Genomic DNA, 13,481 nt, shown 5'->3' on the forward strand with positions numbered 1-13,481 from the left:
TCACATCTTTTCTGGAGCATTTACACCAAGCAATGACAAACCTTTTTTCAAAACCAATTTTGCTGCATAAGAAAGATTCAAGCGAGCATTCGATAATTTCATATTTTTCGGATCAACAATAAGACATTTTGTATAAAAACTATGAAAGTCATACGCGAGTTGTTCAAGGTACTGGGTGAGTTTATTTGGTGAAAGGGTTCGTGCTGCATCTTTTAAGGCATCCTCAAAACCATCAATTCTGAGAATCAAATCTGTTTCTACTTTGTCATTCAATAAATCAAGGTCTTTACCTTTTTCGAAAGAAACAGATTTTGCTTTTGCCTGCTCAAAAAGACTACATATTCTTGCATGAGCATACTGGACATAATAAACTGGATTATCTGAAGACTGCTGTTTTGCAAGGTTCAAATCAAACACCATATGTGTGTTTGGATCTATCATCGCAAAAAAGTATCTTGTAGCATCTGCCCCAGCCTCTTCTACAAGCTCTTTGAGGGTAACGAAATTTCCAGATCTCGTTGACATCCTGACAATTTCATCACCTCGTTTGAGAGTCACAAACTGATGCAAAATCACATTTAAAAATCCATCCTCGACACCAAGTGCCTTCATAGCTGCTTTCATTCTTGGAACGTGACCGTGATGATCGCTTCCCCATATATCGTAAACTTTCGAAAATCCTCTTTTGTATTTCTTGTAATGATATGCTATATCAGTCAGAAAATATGTGAAAGTTCCATCTTTTCTTATCAAAACTTTGTCTTCTTCATCCACAAATTCTGAAACCTTGAACCATAACGCACCATCTTTACGATAAACATAACTGTTTTTTTCCAGAATTTCCAGAACTTCGTCAACTGTGCCATCATCAATTAACGATTTCTCAGAAAAATAAATATCAAACGAGCAATTAAGCAACCTCAGATCAGATTTCATATCTGCCAGTATGCTATCAACAGCGTATTTCTGAAAGAAACCTTCAATTTCATTATTCCATTTCATTTTGAACTTCTCTTCAACTTCTTCTACAAGCTTTTTTGCTATTTCTATCAGATATTCGCCGTGGTAACCGTCCTCAGGAATATCAATTTCTTCCACTCCAAGAACCTGGTTATATCTAACCCACAAAGATTTTGCTAATAATCTGATCTGCCTGCCAGCATCGTTTATATACATTTCCCGGATTACATCATACCCAAGCGCTTTAAAAACATTTGAAAGTATATCTCCAATAACAATTTGCCTGCCATGCCCAACGGTAAATGGGCCAGTTGGATTCGCGCTACCATATTCAAACTGGATCTTCTCCTGCCCTGATTTTTCTACAGGATAATCATCTTTTTCTACTATTGTTTCAATTATCTTTATCAATGTTGATTTTCTCATAACGAAATTTAAAAAACCCGGCTTTGCAACCTGTACAGATTCAAACAATTCACTTTGTTTTAGAATATCCTTCAGAGATTCAGCAAGCTGCATGGGCGGTTTTTTAGCATATCGGGAACCAACCAGAGCGGCATTTGTCGCAAAATCTCCAAAATTTTCAGGAGCCACATCAACTTCAAAGGAATAAAGCCGCCCAACTACTTTCTCAATTGCACCCAAAAGTTCCTTCTTTATCGCTTCTTTAAGCAAAAAGATCACCTCACAATGTTTTGTCACGATTCATTTTATTAGTGACGCTTGTTATTATCTCAATATCACCATCAGAATCGCCAACAATGATTGCATAAAACAATTCAGCTTTTCTTTGAAAACCGTATTTTCTCTTGCCGTTGACTTTCTCTACAACAGGCCTCCACGAACCACAGTTTATATAAAATTTGTTCTGCCCATCATGAGGAACTATTCTCAAGCAATTATGATGGATATGTCCAAACACAACGCCATTTAGCTCACCTATTTGAATCTCTTTATCACAATAACCGAGCAAATCCTGCCTGGTTAGTTTCTTTTTACCCCTGAGCATGTTTTTGGCAGTTTTATAAAGATAGTCAGTTTTTCTTAAATTTCTGAGTGTCATAGTTGATCTAACCAGAAAAGAACCAAGGCTCATTCCGCCCATTTTGTTGAGAAATATTTTTGAAAAACAGTGCATGATCGGAAAATTTTTTTTCATCCAGAAACGAGCTTCGGCAGTTCTCATCATTTGCAAAAATGTGCTAACCCACAGCTCAAGTATATCCACACCCAGATCATAAACCTCAACAGCTCTATCGAACCAATGAAAGACATCAAGAATTGGTCGCACATTGTCGTAATCCCTTGTTATCTCTGCAGGTACAAGCGATCGCACATGCTCGTCGAAATGAAACATCATATATCTTGAAATATAATCTCCGAGTGGCGGCACAAGCATTTGATTTTTTTTATCATAGCCGAATTTGTTTATAATATCAAATTGATTACCGTGTATTGCCAGTATTTTCGTATCCTGATCATAATAAAACGGTACTATTTCCACATCTAATAACTCGCAAAGCCTTTCTTGAATTGCTTTGTTGGATAGCAGATAATAGTCATGGTTGCCAACAACATAGTGAATTTTGTGATTTTTTGAGAAATCTCTGAAAGCTTTAAAAACTACAGGATGCCTTTTTGCTATGTCATCTATAACAGATTCATCGAGTTTTTCTCCAAGTTCCTCAAATGAAATCAACCCCAAACTTTTCACAGCATGGCTTTCAAGTATTTCTATTCCATCTCCCACAAGAATAATTTCTGCATCTGAGTGCTGAGAGAAATCGTATATCAAATTTGCAAGTTCAGCATCGAATTCAAAATCGTCTTTTGCCGACCCATCTCCTATATGTAGATCACTCAAAAAAAGTCTCTTCACAGATCCTCTTCCTTCACTTTTTCATATTTTTGAACGATATAATTATTCAGAAATTCATTTCCAAGTTGAGATTATACACCGTTAGTATATTGCATAAATTCATTTTGAAGACAAAGCCAAGCGAAAGAAAAATCTTTTTAACGGAGGGCTTTTATGGAAAATTCAAAAAGTCTTACGAAATATCTGTTCAGATATTTTTGGGTACTGGCAGTTGTCTTTGCAATCTCTTTGAGTATTTCCAATATCATATTCGATGAATATTATAAATCTAAAATCGTGAAGAATTTTTGCTTATCGGTTTATAACACAACCATGGAATCACTGGATCAGTGGAGTGAATTATTTGAAGAACTGTATTTTTTAACCAGAGACGAACTCAGTCAGATTCTTGATGAAATGTATTCATTTCTCGAGAAATCAAGCCCAACCGACCAGGAAATTTCCCAGAAATTGCATTCTTTATTGAAAAACAGAAAAGATAAAGTCAACTGGTATATAATCAATCAATCTGGTATCATTGAAAGAACAGATTACGCTACCGATCTTGGCATTGACATATCGGAAAAAAAGGATTACTAGAAGGTCATTTCTGGGCTGAAACCATCAGAAAAACACTTTGACCCATTAACTTTTGAGATCAAAACAAACAATCCAAGGTTATTTACCTATATAAAGCTTCCAAATGAATATTTATTTGAAATAGGCATCACAATTGAGAAAAAACCATTTGAAAAACTTTTAGAGAACATTGAATTTCGGAAAAAACAGGTTTTATTTCTGAAAGAAATCTCTATTTTCAATACAAGCCTTGCTCCTATTTCAATTTAACAAGCACAGACAAAAAGTTATTTAATGAAATTGATTCACAATCTTTCGTCATATATAACGCTGGAAAATGGCTACACAATATCTACAGCAAGTGGCATCCCGGAAATTTGCCTTTTGATTTTTATCTAAAAATCCAGATAGATCTTTCTATTTTTGGGAAACTCAAAAATCTCATATTCTGGACATTCAACCTGATTATCTTGCTTCTCTCGACAGTGTCTATTTTGTCCACCTATGCCCTAAGCAGAGGAATTCAAAAGTCGTTGAAAATCCTTTTTGATCACGTTAAGCACAATTCAAAAATTTCCAAAAAAACCGGGGTAATAGAAATAGATCAATTAATCGACAGATATGATAGCCTTATCAAACAGCTCAACGAACAATTGGAAGAAAAAGAAAAGTTTACAGGACTATTGTCAAAAGAAATTTCACAGAAAAACAAACTCCAAAAGAGATTGGAAAAACTTGCATTGACAGACGAACTAACCGGTGTTTATAATAGATACGCCGCACTGAAGATACTTTCTGCTTATCTGAAAACAAATCGCTTCAAGATAACAATTTGCTATTTTGATATTGATCATTTTAAGCTGATCAATGATTCTATAGGCCATAGTGCTGGAGATAATCTGCTGAAATTTGTTGTTGAAGTGGTAAAAAGATGTGTAAGAAAATCAGATAAGATTGCCAGAATCGGCGGCGATGAATTTTTAATAGTTTTTCCAAATTCTTCTGAAAAAGAAGTTAAGTTTATTATGGAAAGAGTGAATAGCAGTCTAAACAACGAAAAACCCGATGAATTCAAGTCGTTTGAAATTTCTATAAGTTATGGATTAATAGAGTTAGAACCGAATTCATCCTTAGACATAGATGATATTTTGAAGATCGCAGATAAAAGAATGTATCAGAACAAGAGATCAAAGAAAAAGTAGGGGTTGACCCCCTACTCACTTCTAAATTTTGCAAGACTTTCAACAAGAAGTTGAGACATTTCTTTCAACTGCTTGCTTGCCTCACTTACCTTCTGGGCTCCTTCTGTTTGCTGTTTAACATAATGAACCATACTCTCTATCTGTTGAGCAATTGTGGTTACTGCCTTGGTAGCATTGTCCATGGCACTTGCCATTTCCTCCGTAGCCGCGCTTTGCTCTTGAGCACTCGCCGCAGTTGACTCCACCATGCTTCCCATTGATTCAACTTCCGTAAGGATATCCTTCAATCTCTCTCCAACCACAACGGCCTGCTTGGCTGCTTCCTCGACTACTTCAGCGGTTTGATTGGTTTGATAATCAGCATCTTTTGCACTTTGCTGAATTTTTCTCAAAATATTTGCTATATTCTCGGTAGCTGATTTGCTCTGCTCAGCAAGTTTTCGTATCTCGTCTGCAACTACGGCAAAGCCTTTACCGGCTTCCCCGGCCCTTGCAGCTTCTATAGCAGCATTCAAAGCAAGAAGATTTGTCTGTTCTGCTATCGAGTTTATGGTTTCAACAATCGTGGCAATGTTTTTTGCATCTTCAGTCAAACCTCCAACGGTTTTTGTTGTTAAATCGGCTCTCTCTTTTGCCTTGTTGACAATTTCAATTATTTTTTCTATTGACTCTTCGCCTTCTTTTGCTGCATCGGTAACTTTCTCGGCTCGTTCACTGAGTTGCTGAGTGGATTTAGAAACATTCTGGGCACTTGCAGCAACTTCTTCAACACCTGAGCTAACCTGCTGAATTGAAGCAGAAGCATTTTGAACATTTGTGTTTATTTCCTCAGCTTGCGTGGAAAGTTTCTCTGCTATTTCACGGCTGTTCCTCGCTATCTGTTCAAGATCGGACGCATAAGTATCAACGGTTTGCGCAGATTCCTTGACAGATCTCAAAGATTCTCTCAGAGAATCGGCCATCGAATTTAATGCCTTTGCCATGTTCGCAATCTCATCTTTTCCGTGTATCTCAAATTGGGTAATTAAATCTCCACTACCGAATTTTTCAACACTGCTCGCCAGATTTCTGATAGGTCTTGATATGGTATTTCCAACCAGAAATGAAATCAAAACAACGATTCCAACTATTACCAGCAGAACTATGATAACCACTCTCAAAAGTGTGTTTGTATGAGCCATCAAATCGGCCTCAGGTATGGTCATACCAAGAGTCCACCCCGGGCTGCCAGCAATTGGCGTGAAAAACACGAAACTCTTTGTTTTATCAGGCATTGTAATCTGGCCAAAACCATTTTCTCCGTTCACCATCTTTTCCCCAAGCGTATCCAGATTGGTGTATCCTTCTTTCGAACTCGTAAGAACGTTGAGTTTCAACACTACGCTATCATCAGGATGAGCCAGCACAAGCCCATGCGAGTCAACTATCCATCCATAACCGACATGTCCCATTTTTATTCCAGCAGTCATCTGTGAAAGCTTTTCAAGCGGGATAGTTGCACCAAAAACTCCGGCGACGTTTCCATAACTATCTATAACTTTATGCGCTATCACAAAAACATACCTCTTAGAAAGAGGAGATAGATGTACATCACCCACGAATGTATATTGATCATCTTTCATCAGGTTTTTAAAAAATTCCCGATCAGATCCCTCAAGAGAAACTATACTTGCTCCATCGGTTTCCCACATTTGCCCATTGCTATCTGTAATGAAATAAGTATCAAAAACTTCCTTCCGGTCCTTCACTTTTTCTGATAATTGTTCTGCCACCCAGTAAGCAGCTGTTGAAAGAAAATCCATCGTTCCACTCTGTGCGATTGCTTTAAGCTCAAGAGTCCTTCCATTGAGCCATTCGTTTATCATCGTTGCATTCCCTTTAACAACTTCATTGCTTAATTCCTGGGTGAGTGGCAAAACCGTATTTCTTGTTTGTGTAAAAATAAAGATTCCTAAAATAACAAGTAATGCTATCGTGCTTGAAAGAAACCAAAATAAAATCCTCGACTTTATAGATTTCACCAAAAATCCCTCCCCGAGAACTCTGGCTAATTTCATTTTTTTGATTATATCACGACTATAGCAATACAATGACTGCAAGAAATTCCAGATCTTTTTGCGAAATATTTTCAATAGAGTGACTCTCACCAGAGTTAGTGAAACAGATATCTCCAGCCCGGATGGGTTTTGAAACGCCGTTGTCGTTGAAGATGCCCTCTCCAGAAAGAATGTAGAATATCTCAAATTCGTTGTCGTGTCGATGAAAACCCACTGATGAACCAGGGCGAACAGATAATTTTGCAAAAAGTCTTGCTTTTCCAAGCATTAATTCTTTGTCCAATAAATGGAGTATTTCCACTTCTCCTTTTCCGCCGCGCATGTTTTCGATTTTCTCGGATTTCATTGACTCTGGTTTGATAACCATTTTTCCACCTCCATGAAAAATTATAGGCTTCTCTTATTAGATCGTGAAAATTAATCACAGGACTTGAAATTGGAAAACGGTTGTGTTAAAATCTTGACGAGGGTGCGTAGCTCAGTGGGAGAGCGCTTCCTTGACGAGGAAGAGGTCGTAGGTTCAATCCCTGCCGCACCCACCACTAAGGGGTCCCTCAGAGGACCCCTTATTTTGTAAGGAGGTGCAAATATGGACAGAATGGATTTTTCAATAAAGATCGCCAGAAAAGTCGGTCTCTACCTGATGGAACACTGGGGCAATGCAGAAAATGTTCGGCAAAAAAGCTCTTTTCAGGACCTGGTAAGTGACTGCGACAAGCAAGCACAGAAAATGATTGTTCAGAAGATAAAAGACCATTTTCCAGATGACGCTATTTTAGCCGAGGAAGGGCTATTCGAAAAAGGAGACAGAATGTGGATAATTGATCCGATAGACGGCACAATGAACTACGTCCATGGTCTACCTTCTTTTGCGATTGGAATCGCCTACGTTGAAAAAGAGCAAGTTATCCTTGGCGTAGCACACGATCCAGTTCTCAACGAGACATACTACGCAATCAAAGGGCAGGGTGCGTATAAAAATGGGGAAAGAATAAATGTTTCAGAAAATTCGCTTTTGAAAGACTCTATTGGAAATACAGGCTTTTATACAGATTTTACAGGGATCTTCATCAGCGCAATCGAAAAGAAAGTCAGGCGGGTGAGAATGACAGGCAGTGCTATACTTGCTGGCGCTTATGTTGCCTGTGGAAGGTTTGATTTCTTTATAGCAAAAAGAGCCAATTCTTGGGATGTAGCTCCTTTATTCGTCCTCGTTCCAGAAGCTGGTGGAATCGTAACGGACCTGTCCGGAAACCAGGCACATCTCAACACCGGTAATTTTCTTTTCAGTAACGGTCTATTACACGATCAAGTCTTAGAAGTCATAAGAGAGGTGAATAAAAAAGCAAGAAAATGAAATATCATTTTGGATGTCTCAAGGAAAACGAACTAAAGCTCCTGGCTGGTATCATCTTTGAAGAACTTAAAAACGGTGATCTGGTATTATTGATAGGTCAGCTTGGCTCGGGAAAAACAACATTTGTGAAATATCTTGCGCCTTTATTTGGTGTAGATCAGCAAAAGGTTAGAAGCCCGAGTTTTTCGCTCATAAATATCTATTCTGGTAATACCATTCTGTACCACGTGGATCTTTATCGACTTGAAAAAATAGACGAAGAGTTTCTCATGGAACTCGAAGAGATTCTTGAGCAAAAAAACGGAATAATTTTAGTAGAATGGGCAGACAAGCTCGAAAAGTTTTGGCCAAAAGATTGTCTCAGGCTGTATTTTGATTATTGCCAGCACGGAAGAACTGTTCAAATAGAAGTAAAAATCGATATTTTGAAAAAACTTGTATCGAGGTGGTCAGATTGTCTACAAAATTCGAAAAATTAGAAAAATTAGCCAGAGAATCTTTCCAGAGCCCTGAAGTACCAGAAACATTACCCCTGATACATCTAAGAAATGGAATGATTATTTTTCCACAAACAGTTGTACCAGTGCATGTTGCAAGAGAAAAAACACTGCTTGCCCTGGAACAATCAATAGAATCATACCAGCAATTTGTATTTGTCACGTCACAGAAGGATCCTTCAGTAGAGGAACCTTCTTTTGATCAATTGTACGAAATTGGGACCGTATCAAAAGTGCTTCAAGTTGTACAACTGCCAGATGGGAGCTTCAGGGTTCTTCTGGAAGGTCTCGAACGGGCACGAGCTTATGAAGTCGTTCAGGACAATCCGTTTTTAGTGAAGCTCGAAATTCTGAAAGTGAACTACAGAAAAACAAAGAAACTCGAAGCGCTTATAAGAAGCGTGCGAGAGAGTTTTGCAAAATATGCTTACTACACACAGAGATATTCTCAAGAAACACTTTCGGCCATGTCAGAAATCTCAGATGCAAACAGATTAGCAGATTTTGTTGCATCACTACTCCCTCTTCAATTAAAACAGCGCCAATCTTTACTTGAACAACTAAAACCAGCAAAAAGGCTTGAGATGATACTTGAAATATTGTCACACGAAAATGAGATTCTTGAGATCGAAAGAGAACTTGACACAAAAGTCAAAAAGAGGATCGAAGAGAATCAAAAAGAATTCTTTCTTCGGGAAAAATTGAAAGCCATCACAGAAGAGTTAGGAGAAAAAGATACAGAAGCTGATCAGCTTAAAGCTCGATTACAAAAATTAAAACTTCCAGAACACGCAAAACAAAAAGCCACACTGGAAATCGAAAGATTGGAGAAAATGTCCCCCTACTCTGCAGAAGCCACAGTAATAAGAACGTACCTGGATTGGTTATTTAATTTGCCATGGGATAACTCCACAGAGGACAGGCAGGATATTTCACAAGCAGAGAAGATATTGCAAGCGAGTCATTACGGGCTGAAAGAAGCAAAAGAAAGAATTCTTGAATTTCTCGCGGTGAGAAAAAGGAGTAACTCTGTCAAAGCCCCTATACTTTGCTTTGTCGGTCCTCCAGGTGTTGGAAAAACATCGCTGGCAAGAGCCGTCTCACAAGCATTGAACAGAAAATTTGCACACATGTCGCTTGGAGGATTGAGAGATGAAGCTGAAATAAAAGGGCACAGAAGAACTTATGTCGGAGCAATGCCTGGGCGGATATTGCAATTGATCAGAACCGCACAGAGTAAAAACCCTGTACTCTTGCTTGATGAAATAGACAAAATGGCTGTTAGTTTTCAGGGTGATCCAGCTGCCGCATTGCTCGAAGTTCTCGATCCAGAGCAAAATAAAGAGTTCGTAGATCACTATCTTGAAATACCATTCGATCTGTCAAATGTCCTATTCATAACAACAGCAAATGTAACACACACTATTCCGCCTGCTTTGCTTGACAGAATGGAAATAATTGAACTTGAAGGTTATACTGACTATGAAAAATCCATTATAGCCAGACAGTACATAATTCCAAAACTTATGGGAGAAAATGCACTGAATGAAGCTACATTTAAAATAACTCAGGGCGCTATCAAAAAAATCATTCATACTTACACAAGAGAAGCAGGCGTAAGGCAACTAACCCGTATGCTTCAAAGATTGATGAGAAAGTCTGCTTTGAAAATCGAACAGGGTGCAAAATCTGTTGTAATTAAATCAAAAGATCTCGAACATTTCCTTGGACCACAGCCAGTTCAAAATGACATAATGCTGTCAAAACCTGAAATAGGAGCAGTGCACGGGCTTGCATGGACAGAGTATGGTGGCGTAGTAATGGTTGTCGAATCTTTACTGATGCCGGGAAAAGGTGATTTAATTCTGACAGGTAGGTTGGGCGAGGTGATGAGAGAATCTGCAAGAATAGCTTTAAGTGTTGCCCGATCTTTTTGCGGTCAGGACTGTAAAGAAAAATTCCAGCAGAGTGACATTCACATAAATTTACCGGAAGGCGCCGTTCCAAAAGATGGCCCATCTGCAGGCATAACGATGACGGTGGCAATGATTTCATCTGTCTTAGGGAAACCCGTTAGAAATGATACTGCTATGACTGGTGAAATAACCTTAAGAGGGAAAATTCTCGCAGTTGGTGGTGTGAAAGAAAAAATTCTCGCGGCACACAGACATGGCATAAAAAGGATCTTATTACCAAAAGCAAATGAAAAAGATTTAAAAAGAATACCACCGCAGGTAAAAGACAAAATGGAATTCATATTTGTCGAGGACATAGAAAAGGCGGTAGAAAAATCGTGTTCGTAAAAAATGTTGATCTTGTTGCCTGCGCTTATAGCGAAAGTGATTTTCCTCAGCCATTGTTTGGTGAAATTTGTTTTGTAGGACGATCAAATGTAGGAAAATCAACTTTACTTAATGTATTATTTAATAAGAAAATTGCCAGAGCAAGTAAAAGGCCGGGTAAGACCAGATCAATAAACTTTTACGAAGTTAACAGAAAATATTATTTCGTAGATCTACCTGGTTATGGGTATGCAGAGGCATCAAAAAAAGAACGACAAAGATGGGCTCTGATAATTGAAAAATATTTTGAAAACAGGGCTCACCGGATTAAACTCAGTATACTTTTAATTGATTGTAGACTTTTTTTGCAAGAAAGTGATAAAATGTTTCTTGAGTGGAGCGAGTATTTTCAGGTTCCTGTTACAATTGTTTTGAGCAAGGTGGACAAATTAAATCAATCTGAACTTTGCAGGAAAGTGAGGGAATTCGAAAAACAGAATTTAGAGGTAATACCTTATTCAGCGATAACAAAGAAAGGTATCGATAGAATAATAGAAAAAATAACATCTGCGTTGCAATAATTCAGCCGGGGCGCTTTTTAGTGAAGCGGTGGGGAGAGCGGAGAAGGCAAAAAGCGAAGTCTCACTCTGAGACATAGGGGGGGTTATGATGAAAAAACTGTGGAAAGTTTTCCTGATCATGGGAAGTTTCCTCGCTCTCTTGATCTCTGCAGTCGGAAATATAGAGTTGTGGTAAAATGCAAAAAAATTCTGCCCCGGCAAAGAAAGCGGAGTTGATCCTATGAAGAAGCAAAGCATATTTATACTTTATATATTGTTACTTTTCTCTGCTTTAATAGTATTATTCTGTACATCTCTGTTCGACAACTCTTGGAAATTCGACCTGAGATTTTCTATTTTCTTTATACTTGCAATCTTGTTTGAGGCAGTTGGATTCTCGGTTTTAAAAATATCTAACAATAACGTCAGATTAACGGGCGGGCTGCTAATCAATGTGCTGATGGCATGCGTTTTGCCCATAAGTGAAGCTATCTTCATTTCGTCTTTCTCTGTTGTCTTCTCAGGTTTAGTTCTTGCTCACAGTAAAGATATGAAAAAGTACTTATTTAATATCTCGCAAATCGGTATTTCCATATATGTCGTCTCGATAGTCTTCGATTCTCTGAAAACACTTTCCATTACCGTAGATATGTGGTTTGCTCTCTTAGCCTCGCTTTTATACATTTTCACAAATTCCTTGCTATTCTCCATAGGTCTTTATTTAGTCACAAATAATTCATTTCAAAAAAGCTTCGTCAATACCATAAAAGTACCTTTTTTAAGTGCATTCATGTCTCTTCCTTTAATTGCTCTTGCCTACGTTTTGTATAATTTTATTGACTTACTATCCATCCCATTAATCTTCGGAGCTTTTTTAGCTATTCAACTTGGAAATCTTTTCAGAAGTGAATACCAGCAGTCAAAATTCGAAAATCTTAAATTAATGGTGAAAAGTTTAGAATTGAAAGATTTGTACACAAGTGGCCACAGTGAAAAGGCATCCAGGCTTGCTTACCTCATAGCCAAAAAATTGGGGCTCTCAGAAAAAGAGTGTGAAAGAATAAGAACCGCATGTATACTTCACGATGTTGGAAAAATAGGTGTTCCAGATTACATATTGAACAAGCCTGAAAAATTATCTGACAAAGAGTTCGAAGTCATAAAAACTCATCCAACAAAATCAGAAGAACTCCTCAGAACCGTTAACAGTTTGAAAGGAAAAGAGGCTAAATGGGTGAGGCATCACCATGAACGATGGGATGGAATGGGATACCCGGATGGCTTAAAAGGCGAAGAAATACCTCTTCCTTCAAGAATAATAGCAGCAGCGGATGTATATGAAGCTTTGACAAGTGCAAGACCTTACCGTGATTCATATTCCAAAGAAAAAGCCATAGAAATGATCAAAGAAATGTCTGGAACAGTGCTTGATCCCAATATTGCCAGTATACTGATTGAAATCGTCACTGATGATCAGTTCGGTGCCTGAAAAGTGAGAGAATGAGCATCACTTCCCCGACCCCTATACCGAGCGATCTTGCTATCTCCTGTTCTGTTTTTCCTTCTTGATAAAGGAGTAATATTTTTCTCTCTACGGAAGTATTATTTTCAGAATCAGGGGCCTCCTCATGCTCAGACTCATGTGATTCAGGTTCTTTATCATGAAGTTCTGTTTCAACATTTGAATCCCATTCGCAGGTTTTATCAACAAGCTTCGTTTCTTGAACACAAAGCTTTCCATAAAGAGAATTTGCTTCTTTTATAAGCTTTCGCATTTCCTCTATCTTTTTATCAAGCATATTCAATCTGATAGCTGACATATGCCGAAATTGCCCCATCAATTGTAAAATTCTATCTTCAAGTTTTTCATACTCTTCAGATTTCTGTGGGATCCGCCCGAGGTTTGAAAGAAAAACGCCCCAGGCAAAAGCAACTGTCGCGAGTGTGCTTAAAACAACTAACCATGAAAGAAAATCCAAAACTTTTAACACCTCCACTCTTGGCTATTTTATACCAAGAATATTGTTTCCACAAAATTTATATGAAAATCTCAGATATTATTAAATACGGCTCAATATTCAGGACCTATCTAAATTCGGATAAATTTGGTATAATTAGTTTAACGAACA

Annotated in this window: 12 protein-coding genes and 1 tRNA gene; 8 read left to right on the plus strand and 5 right to left on the minus strand. The window is 38.0% G+C overall.

Features of this window, described 5'->3' with window-relative positions:
• Positions 1-1,635 (minus strand): arginine--tRNA ligase, encoded by a 1,635-nt coding sequence (argS, locus tag TEL01S_RS08960; protein WP_028843742.1) that lies wholly within the window; start codon positions 1,633-1,635, stop codon positions 1-3.
• 10 nt (positions 1,636-1,645) lie between these two features.
• On the minus strand, positions 1,646-2,839 hold the full coding sequence (locus TEL01S_RS08965; RefSeq protein ID WP_028843741.1) for a metallophosphoesterase family protein: 1,194 nt from the start codon (positions 2,837-2,839) through the stop codon (positions 1,646-1,648).
• A 153-nt stretch (positions 2,840-2,992) separates the two neighbouring features.
• Here TEL01S_RS08965 and TEL01S_RS08970 point away from each other — a divergent pair, with 153 nt between their 5' ends.
• Complete coding sequence (locus TEL01S_RS08970; protein WP_028843740.1) at positions 2,993-3,418, plus strand: hypothetical protein; 426 nt, start codon at positions 2,993-2,995, stop codon at positions 3,416-3,418.
• A gap of 356 nt (positions 3,419-3,774) precedes the next feature.
• Positions 3,775-4,599, plus strand: coding sequence for a sensor domain-containing diguanylate cyclase (locus TEL01S_RS10770; RefSeq protein WP_028843739.1), 825 nt, complete (start codon positions 3,775-3,777; stop codon positions 4,597-4,599).
• A gap of 11 nt (positions 4,600-4,610) precedes the next feature.
• Here TEL01S_RS10770 and TEL01S_RS08980 read toward each other — a convergent pair whose 3' ends face one another.
• The gene (locus TEL01S_RS08980) at positions 4,611-6,620 is read right to left on the minus strand and encodes a methyl-accepting chemotaxis protein (protein ID WP_028843738.1); all 2,010 of its coding nucleotides are present in this window, start codon (positions 6,618-6,620) and stop codon (positions 4,611-4,613) included.
• A gap of 55 nt (positions 6,621-6,675) precedes the next feature.
• The gene (locus TEL01S_RS08985; protein ID WP_028843737.1) at positions 6,676-7,023 is read right to left on the minus strand and encodes a cupin domain-containing protein; all 348 of its coding nucleotides are present in this window, start codon (positions 7,021-7,023) and stop codon (positions 6,676-6,678) included.
• A gap of 100 nt (positions 7,024-7,123) precedes the next feature.
• Between TEL01S_RS08985 and TEL01S_RS08990 the strand changes: the two genes are divergently transcribed.
• From TEL01S_RS08990 to TEL01S_RS09015, 6 genes are all read left to right on the plus strand, one after another.
• Positions 7,124-7,198: transfer RNA gene (locus TEL01S_RS08990), tRNA-Val, on the plus strand.
• Between the two features lie 47 nt (positions 7,199-7,245).
• Positions 7,246-8,013: an inositol monophosphatase family protein gene (locus TEL01S_RS08995; RefSeq protein ID WP_028843736.1), complete on the plus strand. Its 768-nt coding sequence runs from the start codon at positions 7,246-7,248 to the stop codon at positions 8,011-8,013.
• Positions 8,010-8,492: a tRNA (adenosine(37)-N6)-threonylcarbamoyltransferase complex ATPase subunit type 1 TsaE gene (tsaE, locus tag TEL01S_RS09000; RefSeq protein WP_012003770.1), complete on the plus strand. Its 483-nt coding sequence runs from the start codon at positions 8,010-8,012 to the stop codon at positions 8,490-8,492. Before TEL01S_RS08995 ends, tsaE begins: the two co-directional genes overlap by 4 nt.
• Positions 8,468-10,813, plus strand: a complete 2,346-nt coding sequence (lon, locus tag TEL01S_RS09005) for an endopeptidase La (protein WP_028843735.1) — start codon at positions 8,468-8,470, stop codon at positions 10,811-10,813. Before tsaE ends, lon begins: the two co-directional genes overlap by 25 nt.
• Complete coding sequence (gene yihA / locus TEL01S_RS09010) at positions 10,804-11,373, plus strand: ribosome biogenesis GTP-binding protein YihA/YsxC (RefSeq protein ID WP_028843734.1); 570 nt, start codon at positions 10,804-10,806, stop codon at positions 11,371-11,373. The genes lon and yihA overlap by 10 nt, the downstream gene beginning before the upstream one ends.
• A 220-nt stretch (positions 11,374-11,593) precedes the next feature.
• Complete coding sequence (locus TEL01S_RS09015) at positions 11,594-12,841, plus strand: HD-GYP domain-containing protein (RefSeq protein WP_028843733.1); 1,248 nt, start codon at positions 11,594-11,596, stop codon at positions 12,839-12,841.
• On the opposite strand, the gene TEL01S_RS09020 is transcribed toward TEL01S_RS09015, so the two are convergent.
• The gene (locus TEL01S_RS09020; RefSeq protein WP_028843732.1) at positions 12,816-13,331 is read right to left on the minus strand and encodes a DUF6115 domain-containing protein; all 516 of its coding nucleotides are present in this window, start codon (positions 13,329-13,331) and stop codon (positions 12,816-12,818) included. The genes TEL01S_RS09015 and TEL01S_RS09020 overlap by 26 nt on opposite strands.
• Positions 13,332-13,481: the final 150 nt, after the last annotated feature.

It is taken from the genome of Pseudothermotoga elfii DSM 9442 = NBRC 107921 (assembly GCF_000504085.1).
Classification (GTDB): Bacteria; Thermotogota; Thermotogae; order Thermotogales; family DSM-5069; genus Pseudothermotoga_B; species Pseudothermotoga_B elfii.